At 43.1% G+C, this 23,402-nt stretch carries 21 protein-coding genes and 1 pseudogene; 12 read left to right on the top strand and 10 right to left on the bottom strand.

Features of this window, described 5'->3' with window-relative positions:
- Positions 1 to 2 precede the first annotated feature (2 nt).
- A complete protein-coding gene (locus tag EQU50_RS02655) occupies positions 3 to 704 on the bottom strand; it encodes a tetratricopeptide repeat protein (protein ID WP_130153605.1) in 702 nt (233 codons plus the stop codon).
- 119 nt (positions 705 to 823) lie between these two features.
- On the opposite strand from EQU50_RS02655, the gene apaG reads away from it, so the two are divergent.
- Complete coding sequence (apaG, locus tag EQU50_RS02650) at positions 824 to 1,222, top strand: Co2+/Mg2+ efflux protein ApaG (protein WP_130153604.1); 399 nt, start codon at positions 824 to 826, stop codon at positions 1,220 to 1,222.
- A gap of 29 nt (positions 1,223 to 1,251) precedes the next feature.
- On the opposite strand, the gene EQU50_RS02645 is transcribed toward apaG, so the two are convergent.
- Positions 1,252 to 2,598, bottom strand: coding sequence for a carbohydrate-binding module family 20 domain-containing protein (locus EQU50_RS02645; protein ID WP_207216297.1), 1,347 nt, complete (start codon positions 2,596 to 2,598; stop codon positions 1,252 to 1,254).
- Between the two features lie 442 nt (positions 2,599 to 3,040).
- A complete protein-coding gene (locus EQU50_RS02640; protein ID WP_130153602.1) occupies positions 3,041 to 4,438 on the bottom strand; it encodes an NAD(P)H-dependent flavin oxidoreductase in 1,398 nt (465 codons plus the stop codon).
- A 162-nt stretch (positions 4,439 to 4,600) separates the two neighbouring features.
- On the opposite strand from EQU50_RS02640, the gene EQU50_RS02635 reads away from it, so the two are divergent.
- From EQU50_RS02635 to EQU50_RS02615, 5 genes and pseudogenes are all read left to right on the top strand, one after another.
- Positions 4,601 to 5,602 (top strand): NAD(P)H-dependent glycerol-3-phosphate dehydrogenase, encoded by a 1,002-nt coding sequence (locus tag EQU50_RS02635; RefSeq protein ID WP_130153601.1) that lies wholly within the window; start codon positions 4,601 to 4,603, stop codon positions 5,600 to 5,602.
- A gap of 79 nt (positions 5,603 to 5,681) precedes the next feature.
- Positions 5,682 to 6,917, top strand: a complete 1,236-nt coding sequence (locus EQU50_RS02630; RefSeq protein ID WP_130153600.1) for a D-alanyl-D-alanine carboxypeptidase family protein — start codon at positions 5,682 to 5,684, stop codon at positions 6,915 to 6,917.
- A gap of 144 nt (positions 6,918 to 7,061) precedes the next feature.
- Positions 7,062 to 7,634 carry a hypothetical protein gene (locus EQU50_RS02625; RefSeq protein WP_165380310.1) on the top strand — a complete coding sequence of 191 codons (573 nt, stop codon included), beginning with the start codon at positions 7,062 to 7,064 and terminating at the stop codon, positions 7,632 to 7,634.
- Positions 7,635 to 7,676: 42 nt separating this feature from the next.
- Positions 7,677 to 8,441, top strand: a pseudogene (locus EQU50_RS02620) (IS5 family transposase).
- Positions 8,442 to 8,467: 26 nt separating this feature from the next.
- On the top strand, positions 8,468 to 9,058 hold the full coding sequence (locus EQU50_RS02615; RefSeq protein ID WP_165380309.1) for a glycosyltransferase: 591 nt from the start codon (positions 8,468 to 8,470) through the stop codon (positions 9,056 to 9,058).
- A gap of 29 nt (positions 9,059 to 9,087) precedes the next feature.
- Here EQU50_RS02615 and hemW read toward each other — a convergent pair whose 3' ends face one another.
- The 3 genes from hemW to EQU50_RS02600 are packed head-to-tail and all read right to left on the bottom strand — an operon-like array spanning position 9,088 to position 12,844.
- Entirely contained in the window at positions 9,088 to 10,272 is a 1,185-nt protein-coding gene (gene hemW, locus EQU50_RS02610; protein ID WP_242508810.1) for a radical SAM family heme chaperone HemW, read from the bottom strand.
- Complete coding sequence (tgt, locus tag EQU50_RS02605; RefSeq protein ID WP_130153597.1) at positions 10,257 to 11,435, bottom strand: tRNA guanosine(34) transglycosylase Tgt; 1,179 nt, start codon at positions 11,433 to 11,435, stop codon at positions 10,257 to 10,259. Before tgt ends, hemW begins: the two co-directional genes overlap by 16 nt.
- Positions 11,436 to 11,452: 17 nt before the next feature.
- On the bottom strand, positions 11,453 to 12,844 hold the full coding sequence (locus EQU50_RS02600; protein WP_130153596.1) for a TrkH family potassium uptake protein: 1,392 nt from the start codon (positions 12,842 to 12,844) through the stop codon (positions 11,453 to 11,455).
- Between the two features lie 196 nt (positions 12,845 to 13,040).
- Here EQU50_RS02600 and EQU50_RS02595 point away from each other — a divergent pair, with 196 nt between their 5' ends.
- Positions 13,041 to 14,750, top strand: a complete 1,710-nt coding sequence (locus EQU50_RS02595) for an SEL1-like repeat protein (RefSeq protein WP_165380308.1) — start codon at positions 13,041 to 13,043, stop codon at positions 14,748 to 14,750.
- A 7-nt stretch (positions 14,751 to 14,757) separates the two neighbouring features.
- Here the strand turns inward: EQU50_RS02595 and EQU50_RS02590 are convergent, their stop codons facing one another.
- The gene (locus EQU50_RS02590) at positions 14,758 to 15,732 is read right to left on the bottom strand and encodes a GGDEF domain-containing protein (protein WP_130153594.1); all 975 of its coding nucleotides are present in this window, start codon (positions 15,730 to 15,732) and stop codon (positions 14,758 to 14,760) included.
- Positions 15,733 to 15,798: 66 nt separating this feature from the next.
- Positions 15,799 to 15,948, bottom strand: a complete 150-nt coding sequence (locus tag EQU50_RS08340; RefSeq protein ID WP_165380307.1) for a hypothetical protein — start codon at positions 15,946 to 15,948, stop codon at positions 15,799 to 15,801.
- Positions 15,949 to 16,089: 141 nt separating this feature from the next.
- On the opposite strand from EQU50_RS08340, the gene EQU50_RS02585 reads away from it, so the two are divergent.
- From EQU50_RS02585 to EQU50_RS02565, 5 genes are read left to right on the top strand one after another with little or no spacing between them, the layout of a single operon-like run.
- Positions 16,090 to 17,301 carry a type II secretion system F family protein gene (locus EQU50_RS02585; protein WP_130153593.1) on the top strand — a complete coding sequence of 404 codons (1,212 nt, stop codon included), beginning with the start codon at positions 16,090 to 16,092 and terminating at the stop codon, positions 17,299 to 17,301.
- 1 nt (position 17,302) lies between these two features.
- Entirely contained in the window at positions 17,303 to 18,700 is a 1,398-nt protein-coding gene (locus EQU50_RS02580) for a hypothetical protein (RefSeq protein ID WP_130153592.1), read from the top strand.
- The gene (locus EQU50_RS02575; RefSeq protein ID WP_130153591.1) at positions 18,697 to 19,347 is read left to right on the top strand and encodes a hypothetical protein; all 651 of its coding nucleotides are present in this window, start codon (positions 18,697 to 18,699) and stop codon (positions 19,345 to 19,347) included. The genes EQU50_RS02580 and EQU50_RS02575 overlap by 4 nt, the downstream gene beginning before the upstream one ends.
- Positions 19,344 to 19,847, top strand: a complete 504-nt coding sequence (locus EQU50_RS02570) for a hypothetical protein (RefSeq protein ID WP_130153590.1) — start codon at positions 19,344 to 19,346, stop codon at positions 19,845 to 19,847. The genes EQU50_RS02575 and EQU50_RS02570 overlap by 4 nt, the downstream gene beginning before the upstream one ends.
- The gene (locus EQU50_RS02565) at positions 19,840 to 20,559 is read left to right on the top strand and encodes an SIMPL domain-containing protein (protein WP_130153589.1); all 720 of its coding nucleotides are present in this window, start codon (positions 19,840 to 19,842) and stop codon (positions 20,557 to 20,559) included. Before EQU50_RS02570 ends, EQU50_RS02565 begins: the two co-directional genes overlap by 8 nt.
- On the opposite strand, the gene sfsA is transcribed toward EQU50_RS02565, so the two are convergent.
- A complete protein-coding gene (gene sfsA / locus EQU50_RS02560; protein ID WP_130153588.1) occupies positions 20,543 to 21,241 on the bottom strand; it encodes a DNA/RNA nuclease SfsA in 699 nt (232 codons plus the stop codon). The two genes, EQU50_RS02565 and sfsA, sit on opposite strands and share 17 nt — an antisense overlap.
- The gene (gene rnr / locus EQU50_RS02555) at positions 21,238 to 23,382 is read right to left on the bottom strand and encodes a ribonuclease R (RefSeq protein ID WP_130153587.1); all 2,145 of its coding nucleotides are present in this window, start codon (positions 23,380 to 23,382) and stop codon (positions 21,238 to 21,240) included. Before rnr ends, sfsA begins: the two co-directional genes overlap by 4 nt.
- Positions 23,383 to 23,402 lie beyond the last annotated feature (20 nt).

Raw genomic sequence — 23,402 nt, 5'->3', positions numbered from 1 at the left:
ATTCAGAAAGGGTAATTAGAACTTGAGGACAATCCTGTAAGGGTCTGCGTCATCAATTGAACGCGGCCACGCATGGACTCTGGCGTGTCGGAATCTTGGGCTAGTTTTAAAAAGATTTCCGTTGCCTTGGCAAAATCATTTTTCTTATAGGCCGAGACGCCCATCAGCTCTAGGGCCATATGACGCCAAGGTTGATCGGGTTGAGTCAAAGGCTCTAGGGTTTTTAACGTTTCGTCAAGAACGGCCTCTTGGGTTTCGGGCGTCAAATGATCAAGGGTCAAGCTGGCGCAAAAAATAAGTGCCAGCGTTTGCAAATGGGGTTCGACGCTACGATCACCACTGATGGCCTTATAAGTTTCTATAGCCGCCTTATAATCTTTTTGCCCTAAAATGTGGCTTTCGTAAAACCTGGCCAAAATAGCGTAATGTTTGTGTGACCCTTTTGCCAGATCTTGCATCACACCTAATGCCTGAGACGTACTGCCCTGGGCAATAAGATTTTGAGCACCCACAAACTTTTCTGACATTAGCTGGTTTTGTTTATGTTGGTGATTTTGCCAGACCATGTATCCTGCTGACAATGACAGGGCCCCCACAACTACGACGATTACGTGCTTGCCGTATTGTTTCCACAAATTCTCTAACTTTTCCTGGCGGATATCGCCTTCAACTTCTTCTAAAAACTCGTCAAATTTATCTGCCATTTTTCCCTGTGATAGAACGTAAAGGATACTTAAAACATAAAACTACTATAGCAACATGCAGGGAATTTCAGTATAAAAAACTTAACGGGCAAAATATTTTGTTCAAAAAGTTGGTTCCCATGCAAAGTTACTCACACACACGCCATTCAGTTCGTATTACGGTAAACCCCGTTTACCTGGAAAATCAATCGATCCCCGAGGATAATCAATTCTTGTGGGCTTATCATGTTCGGATCGAAAATTTAAGTGCAGAAAATCTTTTGCTTCGGAAAAGATATTGGAAGATTATCGATGCCCTTGGCCGCGTTCAAGAAGTATGGGGGGATGGTGTGGTCGGTGAACAACCAAACCTTCAGCCAGGTGAGAGTTTCGAATATACCAGTGGCACGCCGCTTCCTACCTCGTCAGGGATTATGGCCGGGTTTTACGTCATGGAAAAAAAAGATGGTGAGAGAGTCGAGATTGAGATCCCCGTTTTTTCTTTGGACAGTCCTCACGAAGTGATTTCTGTCCATTAACTTGATACTCTCTCACCCTGATATGGATGTTATTTCCAATGATGGGTGATAGCGCCTCCACCTGAAGAAGGGATGTGAGAGAGGTTCTGGCCATCTAACCAGACAGGTTTTTGTGTCAAGGTTTTATCAGCTTTAAAGAACTTGAACTCTGTTGACTGACCTGCCGATAGAAATGCGCTTCCTGTCCAATTGGGATACGTTTGGGCAGTACAAGTTAATTGCAGTGCCTTCTTAATATCCCAATTCCCCAGTTCTGGTGCATTGCCCGAAACATAAACAAACTGACCATGAGGGGTGTTGGCTGTTACAGAAAAGGTAACCGGGACTTTGGAGCTAACTTTGCCGACAAGCCAAAAATCAAAAGCTAAATCAGGAGTGATGTATGAGTAAGGCAAATAGTAGTCGCCTTTATTACCGGAAGTGCTGCCCCACGAATTTCTGACCGTGAACTGTTGTTTCGTTTCATTATATCCAGTTATCATTAACGCACGACTGCCCAATAGTTGTTCTGTTAAGGTGTTAGGCAAAGTTACAACGCCTGTTTTTGTTGTTTCTTCAGACTCAAAAGACGAGTACACGTTTATCCCCATAACAATAGGGCATTTTTCGTGCAATACCTTTTTGATATTACTCAGTATATTTCTATTTTGAGGAATATTGGCAACAACTGCGCCGTTGATACCCTTGCTGCCAGATGCAGCTTCATAGCAAGTTGCATTGGGTTTTACTGCAAATTTTTCACCCTCACTATCATAGCTATACAAACTTTCAGGGCATACCCCATAAGTTGTAAAGGCTGCTATGGCGCTTGAAATAGTGGCCCCTGTATCTTGCGTTACATCTCTGCCAGCCAAACTTCTTTGGTTATAGTAAATAAACAGACGTGATGGGGTTTCATTGCTTATTCCTTGCAAGATACTCCGATACTGTATAGCTCCCGCTAGTGCATTTGCCGCGCAAGCGCCAAGGTTTCCTTCATTGTAATAGGGAAAAACCGTTTGAGAACTCTCGATCCCTTTAAAAGGAATAACTTCGCGAATATCAAAATAATAAGAAGGAGCAATGGTTTTTGATGGCCTAGTAAGGGTTTCTAAAAACGCCCTGTCTTGTTGTATAGAAGAGCGACCTTCTAGGCTGGCAAGAACTTTAGGATTGCTGCTGTCACGGAGCAATTTATACTGGTGTTTTGGGGCGATAGGTTGTGTGTTTGCATTTAAGTCTGTTGTAGTGGTTAAAGTGCTTGCCGAAGGATTCGATACTAACAGTGTGGGTTTGGTTGAGGAACCCAAAGTGGCCTGAAGGGTGTTTGTTGTATCTGTTGTTGATGCGGAATTGACAGAAGAAGTGGTCGCCAATAGTGCTAGTGTTATACTCATTTTAGAAAATTTATCTATAAAAAACTTCACAATTAAGACTCCAATATTTATAAAACTATTCTAAAATTATAATAACATATAAATATTAATAAGTTCTTAACGCGGTGATTTTTATAGGGGTGGGGTTTTATGAAAAGGGGGTAAATTTGTTCTGATTTTGTAGGCGAAATGGTAAAATTTATTTTAATAAAATATTGATTTTTTAACTAACTCAGCGGACCAAGCCTCTCTATGGTGTATCCATTGCGGTTTAATTTAGGTGAGCGGACCAGAGCTTTTACTGGCATTGGCCCGCGAAAGAGCCATGGGACAGCTGCTCAATCTGGGTTTCATCAGGCGGATTCACAGTATTCCCGACCAATAATGATTATAACGATATTCCGTATTATCACAACGTCTTGCAACCACAGTCATAAAGCAAACGAAACCAACAAGACGGGTTTTACAAGCCCGTCTGTAACCGTTCCACCAACTGCTTTACAGTGGGCACGAACCCGTTGGCATAAAATGGATCCTGGCCAAATCGGTACGCTTGATGGCCCGCGAACATCAACTGGTTGTCGATATCATCGCCATGGCTGATGGCCTGCAAAGTTTTTTGAATACAAAAGGACCGGGGGTCAGCTTTGCGTCCCGTCGAGTGATGCTCGTTCTGTGCCCAATTACTGAACGCACAGGCTGACAAACATCCCATGCAATTAATTTGGTCAGATAAGATTTCATTCTCATTAGCAGGCGTTACAAAGATAAGGGTGGAATCAGGGGTGCGCATCGCCTCTGTAAAGCCTTGATTAACCCAGTTTTGCGCCCATTCCCGTTCGTGTTCTGTCAAGTAAACCAGCCGCCCGCGTGCACCCACGGCGAAGGGGGCGGTGTGTTCACCAACAGGGGTGATACTGTAAGCCACCTGTCGCTGGGATCTTCCTTCTAAATCCTTCAAAAAATCATTTTGAACGGCAGACGAATAAAAGCCTGTAGGGCTGAAACGATTCAGCTTAATATCGCCTTCCTTCAGATTGACTAACTTTGCCTTCCATTTGGCCGAGATAGGGCTTTCTTGGGTTAGAAGTGGTCGCGTTCCAAATTGAAATGCAATGGGCCCTAAATCAGGATTGTCTAACCAATCTTCCCATTCATTAAGGGCCCAAACACCACCCGCCATGAAAATCGGCACGTTGTCTAAGCCGCATTCGCGCATGGCTTGGCGAAGTTCGATCACACGGGGAAGGGGGGATTGAGGAACTAAGGGGTCTTCACTGTTTGAAAGGCCGTTATGTCCCCCTGCCAACCAAGGGTCTTCATAAACGACGCCGCCCAGAGATTCGGAAAATTTATGGTAAGCACGTCGCCAAAGAATACGAAAAGCCCGGGCTGATGACACGATGGGGTAATAGTGTACGCCATAATGCACACAAATTTCTGCCAGCTTATAAGGCATACCCGCCCCACAGGTCACTCCATGAACAAGGCCTTTAACTTGAGATAAAACACCATGCAGAATGGGTTCAACTGCGCCCATCTCCCACAACACATTCATGTGAATGCGCCCCATGCCATTCGATTGTTCATGGGCAATGCGAGCTTGTGTAATGCCCCCTTGAATCGCAAACTGAATCAATTCTTCGTGACGTTCCCGGCGGGTTTTTCCATGATAGACAATAGGAATAAGGCGGCCTTGTGCATCAAGAGCATCAGCATTAACAGCCGAAAAAGTTCCCACACCCCCTGCTGCTGCCCAGGCGCCAGAGCTTTCTCCGTTTGACACGGAAATTCCCTTGCCCCCTTCAACCAAAGGCAAAACTTCTAGGCCAGATATGGTAACCGGACGCAAAGATTTCATTAGCACATATCCTATTTCTCAACGACTATATTGCACCTTGTTGTAAACCGTATTACTCTTAAGATCAAGCATCCAAAGAAAAAATTGAAAAACACGCTTTTCATCGGAGGAATAAGGGTATATCAATGAATAATTATTTTCTGTTATTTCATTAGATTAAGTATGTCAAATAATAAGCATGTCGTGATCGTTGGTGCAGGTGCATGGGGAACAGCTTTGGCGATGGCCATGGCTCGGGGCAGGCATCACGTAACCTTGGTTCCGCAAAGTGAGGCTCACGCTCACGAGCTTATCAATCATCGCGTGAATAAAACTTATTTCCCGGATATTACCCTTGATCCTAAGATTCAAGTTGATGGCGATTATAATATTTTAAAAACGGCTGATGTTATTTTATGGGTTATTCCTACCCAATATACGCATTCTCTTTTATCGTCGATCAAGTCGATGATACAGGATCATGTCCCTTTCATTATTTGTTCAAAAGGTATTGATTGCACACAAACGCCGGTGACGCGCGATTCATTGTTAAGTTCGATTGTATCTAAGATTATAGAAAATCCTGTGGCGTTCTTATCGGGCCCTAACTTTGCCATTGAAGTGGCGCGGGGGTTGCCAGCGGCAGCAACGTTGGCTGCCCATTCCAAAGATTTGGCAGAATATCTGGCTGGATTGTTATCTACCCCGCTTTTCCCACTCTTTTTCCATGATGACATGATCGGGGTTCAAATTGCAGGGGCATTGAAAAATGTTATTGCAATTGCCAGTGGCATTATTTCTGGCCGCGAGTTAGGCAAAAACGCTGGCGCTGCTTTGTTAAGCTGGGGTCTGCAAGAAATGAAAACTTTGGGTGTGGCAATGGGAGCACGCTCCGATACCTTTTTCAGTTTGGCTGGAATGGGGGACTTGATTCTTACCTGCAGCAGTACTGAATCGCGCAATACAAGCTTGGGTGTCGCTTTGGGACAGGGCGTTCCTTTAAAAGAGATTTTGGCATCGCGGAACAGTGTTTGTGAAGGGATGCATACGGCGGGTGCTGTGCACAATTTGTCCAAGCAATACCAACTGGTTATGCCAATTTGTGAGACAGTTTATCAAGTGGTTCAAGAAAATATTTCTGTGGATGCAGCCGTTCATATTCTGATGGGGGCAGGTAATTCTTGATTTGAAAGGGTGTATACCTTTCTAGTTGCAAAAAACGTCTTAATTGTTTTTAATAAAAGGGAGGAAAAAGGGGGGGTTCATGTCTTGTTTTTTGAGGGTGTCTTGTTTATTGGTGGCTGTGGGCTTAAGCTGGGGTGAAGCCGCTGTTGCTGGCGACAAACGCTATGCGGCCATTGTTATCGATGATGCTACTGGCAAAATTCTTCATTCAGAAAATGCCCATGCTCGTCGGCATCCGGCGTCTCTTACAAAAAAGATGACCCTTTATCTTTTGTTTGAGGCATTAAAAGCAAAAAAAATTACTTTAAATACACGATTCTCAACGTCACATTTGGCGACAAGGCAAATACCTTGCAAACTGGGTTTGCAGGTTGGTCATACGATCAGTGTCGAAGAAATTATAAAAGGTATGGTTACCAAATCAGCTAATGATGCGGCTGTTGTGTTTGCAGAAGGATTGGCAGGAAGTCTTGCTAACTTCGTTGCTTTAATGAACAAAAAAGCAAAAAAATTAGGAATGAGCAGTACCCGTTTTTACAATGCATCGGGCGTTCCCGATGCAAGACAAATCACGACAGCTATGGACATGGCAATTCTAGCACGTGCTCTGCACCATGATTTTCCGGAATATTACCATTATTTTAGGACAAAGCATTTTCATTATAAGGGAACCTCGCATCGCAATCATAATCAGATGTTGGGTTCATTCCAAGGGTTAGACGGAATCAAAACCGGATTTGTTAATGCCTCTGGTTTTAATATCAGTACGTCAGCCTTGCGGTATGATCAACAAAGACGTCCTCGTCGTTTGTTTGCTGTTGTGATGGGTGGGCAGAGCTGGCGCAGTCGTGACAAAAGGACCGCGCAGCTGTTAGAAGAAGGCTTTTATAAGGTGGGTGCTTATGACGCTGAGGGCGGGAATTCTGTAGCCCCTGAACTTCCAGATTCGAACGAATTGCAAAATGTTTCCTATGATCATACGCAAAAACAGGAATTAGAAAAGTCTGTCAGTGAAGAACCCGAAGCCTTTCCCCAGTATGATTCGAATGATGCCAAACTATTGGAAACTTCCCTAAAGACTTCGACGGAAAAGAAATCTGCCCCCTCTAGCTTGCCAGACATCATCGTTCGCGAACCTGCGGCAGCGCCAAAAAAGGTCAGGAGAAAAGCCCGTGTGATGTCTGTTGCAGCGACGGTAGTTGATGGCCAACAGCGTGCTTTGCCTCCAGGATGGGTTGTGCCTAAAGCCCCTTCTTCCGACCAAAAGACATCACCACGCCCCCATTCCCCTTTTCGTTTGAAAAAAAACAGGTGATCGAGACTGCCTTTTATTTGAGAGCCGCACATGTGTTCTCAAAAGCATTAAATATTTTTTAACATCTTAAAGCCCATATTAAAGATATAAGCTATTTTTTCTATGGGAAACCACTTGATGGTGCTCTTTTACGCCTTCTATTTGATGTTTTTTTTATTCAATGGCAGTTCAGAAGCGGCCGATGTTTTTGGCAATGATGAAGTAGGACGTCAGCAAAGTTTCCTTCACCCCCAGTTTGGTTGGATCTTTGGCATGAAAATTTTTCCTGTTTCTAACTTTGTGGGGGACGCCGATTCTAAACAAGATTTGTGGCAACCTGGGCCCAAATATTATCGTCATACAGTTCTTCCCCAAGAAAATCTCAGCACTTTTGATTCGTATAAAGTTATGGACCACCTTTATCGAGAAAATCACCCTGACGTTGCATGCAGATACGAAACGCTTATGGCCAAAACGGTATCTAGAATTCCGTTGATGACGCATAGCATCTGGCTGACAAATTTGGATAACCCAGTGGAATTAACAGATGAATTCATCAGATGGTTTAAGGAATCATGCAGTCTTCATAAAATGGATAAAGGTTGGAAACACTATCTCTGGGTGCAAGATAGAAACAAATTACCAAAAACTGTGAGAGCATTAGAAAGCGCTGGTGTTGAAATAAAAGAGGTTTACAGAGAGTTATCTAGGGCGTGTCATCAATTGAATAAGTCATAGATTTCTGTTTTAATTGAGAAAAATTTTACGAGGTTTTTTTCGGTGAGACGCTACGCATTACGGGATGATCAATGGGATCGCATTAAGGGTATGCTACCTGGAAGGGAAGGATATGTTGGTGCAACAGCAAAAGACAATCGCCTATTTATAGAAGCCGTTCTATATCGATATCGAGCTGGAATTCCGTGGCGTGATTTACCGGAACGTTTTGGGGATTTTAGAGTTATTCATCTACGCCATTCGAGGTGGAGCCAATCAGGTGTGTGGAAGAAAATTTTTGAGCTATTAAGCCAAGATGCTGACAATGAATACGCTATGATTGATTCAAGTATAGTGCGTGCTCATCAGCACAGTGCTGGTGCTAAAAAAAAGAATTCTCAGCTGACCAAGCGATTGGACGAAGCAAAGGAGGATTAAGCACCAAAATTCATGCCACCTGTGATGCGTTGGGAAATCCAACAGGGTTTTATTTAACAGCCGGACTAAGATCACGATTTAGAAGGTGCCGATGCCTTAATAGATAACCTTACGCAAGCTGGTGCCGTCTTAGCTGACAAGGCTTATGACGCAGACGAACGTATGAGAAAAAAACTTGAAGAGAAAGGATGTGAGGCGGTCATTCCCCCAAAAAAGAATAGGATCAACCCTTGTTCGTATGATAAAGACCTCTACAAGGCCCGGCACCTCATCGAAAACTTCTTCGCCAAACTTAAACAATACAGAGCCATAGCCACTCGATATGATAAAACAGCTCGAAACTTCCTGGGAGCCATACATTTGGTTGCTGCGGCTATTTGGCTTAATTGATGACACGCCCTAGTGAAGCAGATTTTATGGGCTTAAAAAATTACTTTGATCACGAAGTTGCGCAATCAAAGTTTGGCCGAGCCTCTGATAGCCTTCGGTATGCTATCTTATATAAGTATGGCGGCATCTATAGAGATATTGATTTTCTTATGACGCGCCCTTTTACAGGGCTAGCCTTAGCCTACGATTTTTTTGCTGGGATTGAATACCCATATTGTTTCCCTTGTAATGCTATGTTTGGCTGTCGCGCTGCGCACCCTGTTTTAAAAAAAGCTTTGGAAATTGTGGCTCGTAACTATGATCCCAAAAGAGCGCCAGCCTATGTTCAGGATGCTTTCAAATATCCTGGAAAGCACGGAGGTGAACTTCTTCACACTCTTTCTTTGACGGGACCGATAGCTTTTGGAGTCGCTTTAAAAAAAGCATTTCTGGATATGGGGCCTACAGAGTTTGGATTACCCATAGATGAACAACTAGATGGCCGCAAGGATCGCAACATTCTTTTGCCACCAGAGGCTTTTTATTGGACTCAGGGAATGGGGAAAGAACCATCCTCATTTGGATGGCACGCTTTTTCAGGAACTTGGTTTAATCCCGCATTTGGTAGCAACGGGTAAATGGGGCTTCGTCATGACGAACCTTCCAATCAAGCTATGCACAAAAAATAATTTAACAGGCTTTGCAGTCGTTGCAGGCCGGCTGGGGTGGCTTTAAGGAACTGGTCTGTGACTTCCAGATACCCGCCATCTTTTAAATAATCCCATCGTTGTTTGTTAATCAGTCCGTTATCCAAGGCGCTCTGTAAAGGGATTACTAGGTCATCAACAGCAATACCTTGGGTTAAGCGAAGCCCCATTAATAATTGTTCGCTCAGCTGATCCTTCAGGCTTACTTCAACAACCTCAGCATCGCCATGCCCTTGTTCCTTGATGGACTTTATCCACCCCTCGGGTGATTTGATTTGTCTGGTGGCAAGCTTTCTCGTCACACCTTGGCTTAGTCGACCGTGGGCACCAGGGCCAATCCCAATGTAATCTTGATATCGCCAATAGGCTTTGTTGTGGCGGCATTCTGCGCCCACCTTTGCATGGTTTGAAACCTCATAGGCTGGGCGGCCATGGTCTGCCATGATCGATTGCGTTAATTCGTACAAATCCGCGCTGGTGTCATTGGTTGGCAGTACCAAGTCACCCCGGTCATGCAATGTGGCAAACGCCGTTCCAGCTTCGATGGTCAGTTGATACAGGGACAAATGTTCGGTGCCAAAGCTCAAGGCCTGTAGAAGCTCTGTTTGCCAATCGTCAACGGTCTGATCCGGCCTGGCGTAAATCAGATCAAATGATACGCGATTAAACGTCCGACAGGCCGTTTCAATTGCCGCAAGGCTTTCCGCTGCTGAATGTTGACGGCCCAGTTTTTTTAAGTCTTGATCATACAAGGCTTGGATACCAATCGAAATGCGATTGACGCCAGCATGGTTCAGGGCTTGAAAGGCCTTGACCTCAACTGAGTTGGGATTCGCCTCTAACGTGATTTCCAAATTGTCCGTAACGGGCCATAATTTCAGGGCTTGATTCAGAATCGTTTCAACGGTTTGGGGTTTCATCAGGGATGGGGTGCCGCCGCCAAAAAAGATGCTTTCTAACCGTCTTGGCTGTTGCCACGTCTGTAACAAATGGGCATAGCGCTTTAACTCGTGTAGTAACGCCTCTTGCCACGCCTGTTCATCGATGTGTTGGCGAACATGGCTGTTAAAATCACAATAGGGGCATTTTGATAAACAAAAGGGCCAGTGGATATAAAGAGCTAGTGATTTCAAAACAGCGCCCATTGTTTCTTCTCATCCGGGAAAGTATCGTCAGCTAACGATTGACGAATGGCTGCCATCAGTCGGTTCATAAACTGTACGTTATGAATCGATATTAACGTATGGGCGACCATTTCTTGAACCTTTAGCAAATGATGCAGATACGCCTTTGAGTATGTTGTGCAAGTGTGGCAGGGACAATCGGGTTCAATGGGGGTGTCATCAAAGAGGTATTGATTATTGCGCAGGTTGATATGTTCACGGTGGGGTTTTGGATTGTGGATTGGTCGTACTAGGGCACCCCCATGGCGGGCTATACGGGTCGGGTGCACACAGTCGAACGTATCAATCCCCTTTTCCACGCCTTTTAAAATATCTAGGACTCCACCAATGCCTAACAAGTGGATGGGACGATCGCGGTCAAGGTGCGGGGCTGCCATGTCGACAACCTCTTGCATTTGGTCTTTGCTACCGCCCAAACAACCCCCAATGGCGTGACCAAAAAAAGGTTGGCTGTTCACAAAGTCACAACTTTGTTGGCGCAAATCTGGGTAAACTCCCCCTTGGATAATACCGTACAGTTTTTGTTTATTATTATCTAGGCGGTCGAACTCGTCCAAACTGCGCACCGCCCACCGATGGCTTAGCTCCATAGATTTTGCCGTATAACTTTTATCCACGTGATAGGGGGTGCATTCATCCAGCACAAGAATCAAATCGGCGCCCAAGGAACGTTGAATTCGAATGGAATCCTCCGGCGTCAAAAGATGAAGCCGACCATCCCAGTAAGACCGAAAACGCGCACCTTCCTCAGTAATTTTAAGCAGCGTTTTGGAACGATTACCAAGGCGTTTCCCTTTGATTTCTGAGGCCACTGATCCATGGCCCAAACTGAAAATCTGGAATCCCCCCGAATCGGTCAGCATGGGCCCATTCCAACCCGTAAACTTTTGCAAGCCGCCCATTTTTTCAACCAATTCGGCACCCGGCTGTAGGGACAAATGATACGTGTTGGATAAAATAATCTGACTACCCGCTTGACGCATTTGATCAACCGTCAACCCTTTCATGGCGGCCTTTGTGGCGCAGAAAATAAACGCAGGGGTTTCGATAATGCCGTGTGGAGTTGTAAGAGTTCCCAGACGGGCTTTGTTCTGATGTGTTTCGTGATATGTAAAAGAAAACATTCGGGTACCTTTATTCTTTAGTCGCGCCAAAAAGAAGGCATAAACAACACCAAAAGTGTTAAAAGTTCTAGCCGGCCCAAAATCATGCCGAGCATCATAATCAATTTTGGACCATCGGCCAAATTTGCAAACGTTGTATGGGGGCCAATAAGTTTGCCCAACCCCAATCCTGTGTTGCTGAGACAGGATGCTGATCCTGATAGGCTTGTCACAAAATCTAGGCCCAACCCTGACAAGGCCAAGGCCAACATTACCAAACAAAAGCCATACAGTGTAATAAAGGTAAATACCGAAAAAGCAACCGCGTCACTGATCTTATAGTCCTGATAAACGGGCACAAAAACACCATGGGGACGGCGAAGTTGCAAAAGGTGGGCCTTTGTCAGTGCAAACAGAACCTGAAAGCGAAAAATCTTGATTCCTCCTGTTGTAGAACCTGTGCACCCACCAATCATTGCTAGAACAAAAAGAAACATTCCAAAAAAGGCACCCCACTGACCATAGTCACCTGTCGTAAAACCCGTAGTGGTAATAGTCGAAATAGTTATAAATGCACCACGGCGCAAGCTGGTAATAAAATCCATATAATTTGTAAGCCACAGCCAAAAAGTTACGGCTAGAGAGGCAACTAGCAAAACTCCCAAATAAGCTCTCAGTTGACTATCGCGGCGAAAAGTTTTGACGTCTCTGTTCCATAATTTGATATACAGGATAAGTGTGGTGCCGCCCAAAATCATAAATACCATGATAATAAGTTCGATTAATGGGTTATCATAAAACCCAATGGATGCATCTTTTGTGGAAAGGCCCCCTGTTGAAACCGCGGACATGGAATGGCATATAGCATCAAAAATAGACATGCCTGCCAACCATAATAAGCTGCAGCACACAACTGTAAACAGGACATAAATTGACAAAATGCCTGTAACGATTTGAGAAAGCCTTGGCAGTATTTTTTCTGAACGGTCAGAAAATTCGCTTCGGAATAATTGCATGCCCCCAATCCGCAATGTTGGGAAAATGGTCATCGCCATGACAACGATACCGGTACCGCCCATCCATTGCAAAAGAGCACGCCATAATAACAACCCCTTAGGGGAATCATCTAAATTTGCCAAAAGAGTTGCGCCTGTTGTTGTAAGGGAAGAAACAGATTCAAACCAAGAGCTTATAAAACTAAGTCTAGAGTCAATACAATAAAAAGGAAGCCCTGCGAATAAAGACAGCACAATCCAGCTAAATGCTGTCACTAAAAAAGCTTCCCGCATACCTAACACAATTTTTCCGTGCGGACGATTCGCAAGAGCCAAAGCTGATCCAAAAAAACCACAAATAAAAATTGATGTTACGAAACCGAAGACACTGGCAGACTGGTAACAGACAAGGTCGACCAACAAAGGAACAAACATTGTCAAAGCTAAGCCGCTGAGAAGAATGCCACTTAAAAAGAAAACACAACGAAAATCGATCACAGACAAGTTAGCATCGTTTTAGAGATGGAGGTACTTTACATCAGTTTCTTTTGTCTGAGGAATAAAAATGGCTTTAAAATGAATAAAAATCTCTATAAATTAACCCCACATCTTTTTTAGTATGATTTTGCGTATGCGTATCTTTTTTTGTTCTTTTATTATAAGCGTGGCAATTTGTTCCGGCGCTAATTCTTCTGGTTATTGGCGTTTATATGATCTGCTTTTACATTCCAGAAAATCTGTTCCGTTTTGTTCTGGGATTATTATTCAGCGAAAAGAGGGGGTTCAAGTTTTGGAAACCAGCTCTTTGAACGACGAAGATGGTCGGCCAAAAGGGCTAATTTTGAAGGAGGTAAGATATAGACCTCTAGTTTTTCTTTATGCCCAGCCTTCCCTTACTCATGAATTTGGATTGATTTGGCACCAGGCGGGAATGTTCGCCCTAAGATTCCAAATGAATAGAGAAGCGGCTTTGTATTTTTTAACCCAAGCTGCAGAATATAACAAACCAGAATCACAATTTATGAAAGCAATACTCCATAAAGAAGATCAAAAGTATGAGGAATCGTTTTTAAGCATGAAAAAAGCAGCAAACAACCGTCATGCTGAAGCTGCTTATCATTTAGGAGTGTATTATGAAAAAGGCATAGGGACTGCCAAAAACCTTGCCAGAGCGGAGAAATGTTATAGATTTTCTGGGCTGAATGGTAATTGTTCTGTTGTGTTGGCATCAGCGTCGGCTTTAGGTCATCTTTTATTTGACCAAGGGCGATATCAAGCGGCATTGGGATGTTTTGAGTCTATTTCTAGTTATGATAACGAACCCTCTTGGTATGCCCGTTTGCTTAGCGCCCTGTTAAATAATCCACCCACAAAAAAAGTGGTCAAGTTTTGCGAGGAAATAGAGGAAAAATTGCCAAAACCAAAGGTAACGGGCAATGGTATTTTGCAAAAAAAACCCAGACAAAAGGATATTGAAGCTTATTTTGGGGCCCTTGATGAAAAAGGTGATGCCAAAGCTCCTTTTTGCATAGCGCTTTTGCACAGAGATAAAAATGAAGTTGAAAAGGCCATATCGTGTTTTCTACGCTCAGCCCAGAGAGGATATGCCCCAGCGCAAATTCGATGTGGAAATCTTGCCATGGAAGCTAAAAAGTTTGAAAAGGCTTATCCGTTTTTTTTGGCTGCGGCAGAGAAGGGGTACCCAGAGGCTATGTTTAATTGTGCCGTTACATGTGAAAAGTGGTTGGAACACGCTGGAAAGGGGGCGCTATCCGAAGTTGATCAGATGCAAGTTCGAGAGAAGATAAAAATTTGGTATTCTAAAGCAGCCGACCTAAATTTTTTGCCAGCTATTCATGAACTTGGAATGGTTTTATACCACGAAGGTAAATTCGAGAAAACTTTCAGGTATTTATCTTTGGCAGCTGATAATGGTTTTGATGCATCCATTATAAATCTAGGCTTAATTCTTTACAGTCAGGGGTGTTATGAAAGGGCCCTTACCTATCTTGTTAAAATGGCTGACCAAAATAACTATGAGGCTCGATACTATGCTGGTTTGGTTTATGGTTTTCATATGCCCACTACCCCATTAAATTTTAAAAAGGCTGTATACTACCTAACCCTGGCGTCTGAGGGAGGAATAACAGAAGCTAACGGGGGACTGAAGCAACTCTTTGAAAGAAAAGCTCAAGCTCCAAACATTCCCGGGGAAGGTGAGGATTATGAGCTTTTTATCTATCCACCAATTGGGGACGTAGAAGGAAATACGAATACTAAATCCGAACACAACGAAGAATCAAAGAGTTCACAAATGAATGAAGACGACCAGACAGAATAAAAATCTTTTACTGACCCGCAAAAACAAATTGGCCTTTCCCATTTTTCTTGGCGGCATACATGGCTTGATCGGCCTTATGGACCAGGCACTCGTATGTTTGGCCATTCTGGGGGAACACTGCAATACCGATACTGACATGGATTTTCAGGGAATCGCCATTATAACTGTAAGGGGTACTTAGGCGATAGAGAATCCGGTGAGCAATTTTTTCAACAGTCTCCTGATTTTTTACTTGGTCAAGCAGAATGCCAAATTCATCCCCGCCTAAACGGGCAACCGTATCTTCTTTTTTCAAACAGTTTTTAAGCCTTATAGCAACTTGCCCTAAAAGCCAGTCTCCTGTTTTATGATTGTTTTCATCGTTAATAAGCTTAAAGCCATCTAAGTCTAAAAACAGAAGGGCAAAATCTAAGGGATTGTAAACATTCTGGCGGATTTTATCTTCAACCCGCTCTTGAAATAACAGGCGGTTGGGCAGGTTTGTCAACTTGTCATAATAGGCCATAAAGGCTAAATCAAACTGCTCTACAGGTTCGTCTTTTGGTTCTGTTTTCCGTAAGCAGTGCAATTCGATAAAATTTTTAAAGCGTAGCGCAAATAAACGATTTTTCAAACATCCGACGTAATAGTCTTGGATTCCCCCATCTGTAAAAACCTCTAAAGTAGTATCAGCATTTTGGGTGGTTAAAATCACAGGTATGGAAGCTAAAGATTTTTGGTAGGATCGTTTCCTTAAGAAGTCAAAAGTTTTGGTTCCCAAAGAATCATAATCTAAACAGATGGCGTCAATTTTTCTAAAGCGATTAATTTCTATCAGATTCTCAAAATCATGGAGGGTAATAATTTTGCAAAAAAGACCAACATCGTCGCACAATTCAATGTGAGAGTTATGGGAAATAAAAACCACATGCAGCTTAGCCAAATCTGAATTTAACTTGTCTTGCTGTGAAACAGAAAAATGAAACGCATCTGCAAACTGCATAACAATCGACTCTCAATAAACTAATAGCCAAGAAGGGGAGGCCCCCCTCTTGATTTCAATGATAATTTAATCTTCTTCTTCTGTCGGTCCTTCTGGATCTTCAGAGGAAGGAGCAACAATAGTCGTATCGGTATCTTCATCTTCGCCGGCAATAGCAAACGGAATGGTGGCCATAGCAACAAAGCCTAAAATGGCTAACAATCTTAAATGTAACATAACTAAATTTACCCTATTTTTTTGAATGTGAGCTCATAATAAGATGGGTTTTTAAACCTGTCCAGTCTGTATGGGATTAATTTATAACAAATTTGAAATTTTAGGTTGTGGCTGCAAATTGTTTGATGCTTAAATCAAGGTATGCCTCTATATCACTACCGCGCCTTAAATCTTTTGGGACAGCCTTGCAAAGGGGACTGGTTTGGCAATTCAAAACAGCATTTATACCAGCATTTATACCAGCATTTAAGACAGCAAAATTTGCATCTTTTATCCTGCCGAATTATTAAAGGGACTGGGCTTCGCAACGTTTATTTAAAAGGGATTGGTCCACAGGATTTGATTGAATTTTGTATTCATTGCCAAGAAATGGATAAGGCCAAAATTTCTTTAAGTGACTCTATTTTGCTGTTCGCTGAAAATTACAACCATCATGGGTTGAAATCTGTTTTGGTAGCCATCCATCACTCGTTGCAGCAGGGGCTTCATTTGTCGCAAGCGTGCCAATTGTTCCCTTGGGTTTTTAATGCGCATTTTGTTGATTGTTTGATGATCGCAGAAAAAACTGGTAATTTTTCTGCAGCTTTTGGGCAGTTAGAAACCTATCTTGTTAGGCAAACAACATATCATCAGCAATTAAAACAAGCCCTTCGTTATCCATTGGTTTTATTAGGTGGTTTGGTTTTACTTTTGGGTGTTATGGGCGGTGTTTTTCTTCCCCATTTGCAAACCCACCTGCAACACGGCGGGGGGGCTTCTGTTGTCAGTCTGATTGCAACCATCGATTTTTTCAAAGATTATGGTGCCTATATTATTTTTGGTTTTGTTACCGCTTTTGTTGCCTTTTGCCTGGCACATAATTTCTCTGGTACTTTTCGGCTTAAGTGGGGAAATATCTTCTTAAGATTTCCTATGCTCGGCACGTTTAAAAGAAATCTTTTCATCAATCAATTTGCGCAAACATTGGGTTTGCTTATAAACGCTGATATAAACCTTTTAGAAAGTTTGCAAAAATCAGCGAACTCAGTTTCAAACGATTTTTTGAAGGCTAAGTTTTTTAAAGTTTTCACGGATGTTGAATCAGGATTAAAGCTTTCAGCAAGTTTACAAAACAGAAGACTTGCATCATCCCTCATTTATCGTTACGTCCAATTAGGTGAAGAGACGGGCAATCTAGGCCCGCTTATCCAGCAAGCGGCAGAGGCCGATTTGAAAAATATCTGGCGCCGCCTGAATGCGTTGTTGGCTTGGATACAACCTGTTCTTATCATGTTTATTGGTGGTGTCCTTATTTGGATTGTGATGGCCACAATTGTGCCTCTTTATGACAACCTGTCATCTTTGGAGGGGTAGAATGTATAACCACCTTTTACGACAATTTAAAAACCTTTTTAAGGTCGTATTAAAGTACTTGGTTCAAAAGCAACCCGAACATTATTGGCAATTGGTTGTGCAAAACACCTTTGTAATCGTCACACGCATTCAAGACCGACATCCCTTTCACCAAGGGGAATTTTTAGTAAATGACGAACAATTCCAACCATTGAATTTGATATTAAATACTTTTCCATCTTTGCCCCTTCACATCGTTTTGAGGGACGAAGGGGTCCATTTTTTTACAAGTTCCTTAAAAGTCAGTAAATGGTGGCACAGACAAACTTTGTTGAAACAAATCAAACAAGGCGAATTTTCAAAAACAAGCTGGATTCAGACACAATTTATACCAGTGACGGATCGGTATTGTTTGGCCGGCGTTTCTCCCACACCTTTTTTGTTAGCCCTGGTCAGCAATCTTAGAAGTCTGTCGAATCCGGTGATAGGCATCGAACTATGGCCCGTTACATTCGTCAATCAGGTTTTTAAAAAGTTGCAGAATCAGGTCAATATTGACGACTGGTTGATGGTGTTGCATCGACAGAATTCTGGAAGTTGCAAGTTAGTTGTATGTAACCATCAGGCGATTATTTTCGACCGTATCATTCAATGCAACCAGAAGACAAAGGCTGATAATTTAAGCGAGGAAATTGAATCAACAATCCGATATCTAAATCGTTATCAGTATAAGTCGGATGATCCATTGACGATTGTGCAGATTGGGTTAAAGGAGATTCTAGAATTCAAAAAGCAACCTCAGATAAAAGTTTTGGAGTTGAAAGACGACTGCGACTCTTTACCAATAGTCTCTCCCTTTCAGGTACATGATTTGCGTTCTCATCATTGGGCGTTCTTGATACCAAGAAATTTTATGAAAATCTTTATTCCTTTAGGTCTTGGATTGTTATTAGCAAGTGGAGGGTTTTTTCTGAACACGCATTTTCATCAGACAAACCATCGCTTTATGCTGAAACAGCAACTGGTCCTTAAATTGCCCCCACAGGCTTTTGAAGATCTTCAATTGAGTCAGTTGTTTCAAATTTACCAGTCCATTCAAAGTCCAGATCCTATTCCTACTTTGCGGCAATTTGGCAAAATCTTGCCAGCTTTCGCTGTTGCCACTGACCTGGTTTGGATTGCCCAAGACCCAAAAACTTCTTTGGCAGAATTGACCTTAAATCTGGTTGTTGACTTGCAATCTTTGGCCAAAAAAAGTCTTGTTGATTCAATCACAGAAAGTTTTCGGCTAGCCCAAGAAAAGATAGAAAAATCCCTGCACAAATTTAATCCGCATTGTCAGTTAAGTTGGGAGAAACTTTCTGATGATGGCAAAGGTTCCCTTAAACTCACCTATCCCCAAAAAAAGGTAACTGAATGAGCCATTTTTCCTTATCTAATTTTATTGTTTATTTGACCCCTTGGCGCCATGTTTCCACAGGACTTCTTAGTTTTTCAGCTGTTGGTTTTTTTGTAATAACAGGCATCATTTTTCAAATTTGTTTAAATCAGAATTTGCAGGTGCAAGCAGAATTCCTGCAAACAACTTTGGAGGTTGAAAGCTTACAAAAACAAAAGCAGGTTTTGGATCAATTTGAAGAAATAAAAAAGCATATGCCACAGACATTTAAAGCATTTAAGAAAAGTCGATTCGAAGAGGAACTAACGCTTGATGTTATGAAAAGCCATTTTCAACGCTGGCAAAAACTTTCTAAAATTACATCCCTTAATCTAAAATTTGGAACGCAGATTTGCCATGATTCTTCTTTAAATTTATGGCGCATCCCGATGGTGATCACCTTAAAGGTTTTAAAAGATACCCAGTTTTATGACCTTTTGCATCGTGTCCAAAGCCAATTACCAGGCAAAGTTATTTTAAAACAATTTTCCTTAAAAAGGACCGCTGCTTTGACGCCACAAATGGTTGAACAAATCACCCGTGATGGGAAAGATATCAATTTGTTCGAAGGAAAAATTGAATTTGATTGGATCCATCACGAAACCTCAAAAACGAAAAGCGCTGTATGAAATTTCTTGTTATATGTCTTCTGTTTTTAAGTTGCCAATTGGCAAGGGCAGAAAATTTCTCTTTGATGTTAACCGATGATGAACAAAAAATCTTGGATCAAAAAAATGACGACGATTGGGATGAAAGTCCTGTTTTAAATCTCCCCTCTGGTGATAATCAAAACGTGCCTCAACCGATCATTTTCGTATCAGCCATTTTATATTTTGGTCCTGATAAATGGACGGTATGGATGAATAATCAGGTCATCCATCAACCCGGTCCATTTGAAGGAGTTATATTAAAAAGCGCATCGCCTGAACACGTTGTGTTGAGTTTGGCTGATAACTATAATGCAGAAATTTTGATCAAGCCAAATCAAAGTTTAATGATAAGGACAGGCAAAGTTCTGGAGGGGGACAGGCGTTCGCCTGCTGATCTTCACCCCCTTGACAAACCCTTTGGATCCAACGAACATAAGGCCGTTGAGACCACTTCATTTCAAGGATTAAAAAATGAATAATATCAAACCATTAATGGTACTTTTAGTCGCGACTGTTATCGCTTTGGGAACAGCCCTTAGTGGTTTTTTTATTGGCCGATCGATTGAAAAATTTAAGACCAGTGATCGTGCGATTGTCGTGAAGGGCTTTTCAGAGCGTGAGGTTAAATCTGATATAGGCGACCTGACTTTGACTGTTAAAAACCCTGGAAATGATTTAGCTGAAATGAAAAAGAAAAGCGACCAGGACACCAAAATTGTGATCGCTTTTTTGAAATCCAAAGGTATCAAAGAGGAAGAGATAACTCCTGGTGGGGCCGAACTAACGGACCGTAAGGTAGATAACTATTTCAGCGTGAATGATAAACTTGAGTATCGCTATGTTTTAACAACGCGCATAAAAGTTACAACACCTAAGGTTGAAGTGATTAGAGATATTGGAAATCAAACGGCGGAATTGATTAATCAGCAGGTGATTGTAGGGTCCAGTACTCGTTATTATTTTACGCGCTTCGCCGATTTGCGAACCGAAATGATTGCTGAGGCAACTCAAAGCGCAAGACAAGCCGCCTTGCAATTTGCCAAGGATTCTGGATCACGGGTAGGCGAAATTCGAAACGCTGTTCAAGGCGCCTTTAGCATCACCAGTCCTAATGAAGAATTCAATGAGGCTGGCAGCTTGGAAAAGAAAGTCCGCGTCGTCACAACGGTGACATTTAATCTGGTTGATTAAGACCTAAAGTTAACGCTCCGTTTTGCAATTTCAAAGAATAGGTCAAAACGATTGTTTCAACCCCCGCCTGTTTTGCCAGGACAGAGGCTTTTGCATAAGTGGGGTCCAAATCGGCAGCAACCTGAAACCCCTGACAATCATCACGTTGCACGACATAAATCATCACGCAGCGTTGACCCTGGTTCACCAAAGTTGTCAGTTCGGTTAAATGCTTGGTGCCCCTGGCCGTGACGCAATCAGGAAATTCGGCCATTTCGTGGCGTCTAAGATGAACGTTTTTCACCTCTACATAGCACGGTGATTTGTCGGCTGCTGTTAAAAGAAAATCGATGCGTGAATTAAACCCGTATTTAACCTCCCTTTTCAGATGGTCATATCCAGTTAATTCAGGGATTGTGTCGGCTTGCAAAGCCACCGCCACCAATTCATTGGGTAAGCTTGTATTCACCCCAACCCATGTTTGATCAACTTGAACAGCCTCTAGGGTATAAGGATATTTACGATTTGGATTTTCACTGAGGCTTAAGACGACGGCATTATTTTCTTGCAACAACCCCAACATAGCGCCTGAATTTGGACAATGCGCCGTGATGATTTCATGAGAGTCTTTTAACCGAATATCAGCAAGGAAACGCTTGTAACGTTTGATAAGGTGGCCTTCTGTTATGGGGGCGATAATCATGGCTTCTTTTTTCTGATGACTATCTTTTTAAAGCTTTTTTCAGGTTTTGCTTTCTCAACTTTTCTTTTCTCGGTTTTTCTTGGGCTTGTCTCGACATTAAAAGAAAAAGTGGTCGAACATGTGATGGAGTCAGCCTCCATCAATCGCACCGTGACGGCCTGGCCTAATTGGTAAACCTTTTTGGTTCTCTCTCCACGATATTGGTGACGGTCGGCATCATAAATGTAGAAATCCCCCCCCAAACGGCTTTTCGGAATGAACCCTTGGGCCCCTGTTTTGTTAAGGCTGATGAAAACACCAACGCCCGTAACCCCCACAATGGTGCCCTGGAAGACTTCGCCCAAGTGTGTCTCTAAAAATGCCGTCATCAAACGGTCGTTGACTTCTCTTTCAGCAACCGCAGCGGTTCGTTCCGTGGTTGAGATGTGCGTACCAATCGTCTCCAACATATCCAAGGCATAGTCATGGCCGCCTTCGCCCAAGGACAAAGTCGCAATCAATCCCCGATGAACAATCAGGTCAGCATAGCGCCGAATGGGCGATGTGAAATGGCAATAATGGGCCAGGCTTAAGCCGAAGTGTCCAATGTTTTGGGGTGAATAAGAGGCCTGGGCTTGCGATCGCAAAACCAGATCATTCACCAGTTGTTGATAAGGCGCGCCCTGAACCTGACTTAAAACAGCCTGGAAATTAGCAGGGGCAAAAACCTTTACTTTTGGCGCTGGAATTTTTAAAGATTTCAAAACGGTTCTTAGGTTTTCAACCCGGGTCGCCTCAGGTTTGTCGTGCACACGAAACAACGTTGGCATGTTTTTTGCCAACAACGTTTTGGCGGCGCAGACGTTCGCAGCAATCATCAATTCTTCGATCAACTGATGGCTATCAAAACGGTCACGGGGTTTGACATCAATCACATGGCCCTGATCATCAAAAATAACCCGGCGTTCAGTTACATTCAAATCAAGAGTTCCACGCTGTTGGCGTGCCTTTAATAACGATTGGTAAACACCGTAAAGGGGTTGCAAAACGTCAGTCCATAGTGGTCCCGTCACATCATCAAAATCACCCTTAATGGCGCTTTGCATTTGATTATAGGTTAGGCGTGCGGTCGATCGCATCAAGCCGCGTTTAAAATGGTGCGATTTGATCTTTCCATCGGCGCTAATAATCATTTCAACGGCCAGGCATGCCCGGTCCTGATCAGGCTTTAAAGAGCACATTTCGTTCGATAAAGCTTCGGGGAGCATTGGCACCACACGGTCGGCAAAATAAACCGAATTCCCGCGTTCGCGCGCATTAATGTCCAGAGCATCAGCCCCCTGCACATAGTAGGCCACATCGGCAATCGCCACAATCGCGCGCCATCCACCCGGGTTACGGGGGTCGGTATCGGGTGTGGACCAAACCGCGTCGTCAAAATCTTTGGCATCTTCCCCGTCAATGGTCACCAAAGGCAAGTCCCTAAAGTCGGCACGGTGGGCTAACGGGGGAATGGTTGCTTTCTTGGCAAGTTTTAAAGCGTCGTCTGTAAAGACATGTGGCAAATTGTGGGTATGAATAGCCATCAAGCTGTAGGTTTTTGGATCGTCAATAGCACCCAAAACCTTTTCGATGTGGACTTGATTGTCAGGCTTCAATCGGTAAACCACCACATGGTTATGGGGAATGTCGGGGAAATTTTGTAACTCGATCCGAACTGTTGACGACGTGTCTTTTCGATGGCAGGGGACCAAAACCCCGTGCCCTTGCCTGTTCAAAAACAATCCAATGCGGGTTGTGTCCGTTTTTTGAGGTGCGCCAGGTAATGGCCTTCGTGGGCGAGAAGTCTTTGCGAAAGAGGGCGATTCTGCGGGCAAGGCACGAAAAGGCGTCGCCCTTTCTTTTCCATTTTCATTGCCTTTGGTTTTTCCTTTTTCCTTTCCTTGGGCTTTTGCCTGGGCCAATTTCAGAAACGGGATAATTTCGCGATGAACAATACTTTTAGGGCGCCGGCTTCTCTTTAATTTTCTTAAAATATGTTTCATGGCAATTCTTCTGCCACCTTCTAAGGCCAAAATCTGGGCGATTTGTTCGTTGGTCAACATATTTGGGGTTTTATTTATAAGACCGGAAATTTCGATCTCTAAATCATTGTCAGGCATAGAAAGACTTGAGTTAAAGA

It is taken from the genome of Candidatus Finniella inopinata (assembly GCF_004210305.1).
GTDB lineage: Bacteria > Pseudomonadota > Alphaproteobacteria > Paracaedibacterales > CAIULA01 > Finniella > Finniella inopinata_A.
The sequence above is the reverse complement of the archived record's forward strand: the minus strand, read 5'-3'. Positions and strand labels throughout refer to the sequence as shown.

Coding starts and splice junctions, on each gene's coding strand:
- EQU50_RS02580 (WP_130153592.1), top strand. CDS start 17,303: ATGTATAACCACCTTTTACGACAATTTAAAAACCTTTTTAAGGTCGTA.
- EQU50_RS02625 (WP_165380310.1), top strand. CDS start 7,062: ATGTTTTTTTTATTCAATGGCAGTTCAGAAGCGGCCGATGTTTTTGGC.
- EQU50_RS02640 (WP_130153602.1), bottom strand. CDS start 4,438: ATGAAATCTTTGCGTCCGGTTACCATATCTGGCCTAGAAGTTTTGCCT.
- EQU50_RS02575 (WP_130153591.1), top strand. CDS start 18,697: ATGAGCCATTTTTCCTTATCTAATTTTATTGTTTATTTGACCCCTTGG.
- EQU50_RS02635 (WP_130153601.1), top strand. CDS start 4,601: ATGTCAAATAATAAGCATGTCGTGATCGTTGGTGCAGGTGCATGGGGA.
- EQU50_RS02615 (WP_165380309.1), top strand. CDS start 8,468: ATGGGCTTAAAAAATTACTTTGATCACGAAGTTGCGCAATCAAAGTTT.
- tgt (WP_130153597.1), bottom strand. CDS start 11,435: ATGTTTTCTTTTACATATCACGAAACACATCAGAACAAAGCCCGTCTG.
- EQU50_RS02600 (WP_130153596.1), bottom strand. CDS start 12,844: ATGTTTGTTCCTTTGTTGGTCGACCTTGTCTGTTACCAGTCTGCCAGT.
- rnr (WP_130153587.1), bottom strand. CDS start 23,382: ATGCCTGACAATGATTTAGAGATCGAAATTTCCGGTCTTATAAATAAA.
- EQU50_RS02590 (WP_130153594.1), bottom strand. CDS start 15,732: ATGCAGTTTGCAGATGCGTTTCATTTTTCTGTTTCACAGCAAGACAAG.
- EQU50_RS02630 (WP_130153600.1), top strand. CDS start 5,682: ATGTCTTGTTTTTTGAGGGTGTCTTGTTTATTGGTGGCTGTGGGCTTA.
- EQU50_RS08340 (WP_165380307.1), bottom strand. CDS start 15,948: ATGTTACATTTAAGATTGTTAGCCATTTTAGGCTTTGTTGCTATGGCC.
- EQU50_RS02645 (WP_207216297.1), bottom strand. CDS start 2,598: ATGAGTATAACACTAGCACTATTGGCGACCACTTCTTCTGTCAATTCC.
- EQU50_RS02655 (WP_130153605.1), bottom strand. CDS start 704: ATGGCAGATAAATTTGACGAGTTTTTAGAAGAAGTTGAAGGCGATATC.
- EQU50_RS02595 (WP_165380308.1), top strand. CDS start 13,041: ATGCGTATCTTTTTTTGTTCTTTTATTATAAGCGTGGCAATTTGTTCC.
- apaG (WP_130153604.1), top strand. CDS start 824: ATGCAAAGTTACTCACACACACGCCATTCAGTTCGTATTACGGTAAAC.
- EQU50_RS02585 (WP_130153593.1), top strand. CDS start 16,090: ATGCCTCTATATCACTACCGCGCCTTAAATCTTTTGGGACAGCCTTGC.
- EQU50_RS02565 (WP_130153589.1), top strand. CDS start 19,840: ATGAATAATATCAAACCATTAATGGTACTTTTAGTCGCGACTGTTATC.
- hemW (WP_242508810.1), bottom strand. CDS start 10,272: ATGGGCGCTGTTTTGAAATCACTAGCTCTTTATATCCACTGGCCCTTT.
- EQU50_RS02570 (WP_130153590.1), top strand. CDS start 19,344: ATGAAATTTCTTGTTATATGTCTTCTGTTTTTAAGTTGCCAATTGGCA.
- sfsA (WP_130153588.1), bottom strand. CDS start 21,241: ATGATTATCGCCCCCATAACAGAAGGCCACCTTATCAAACGTTACAAG.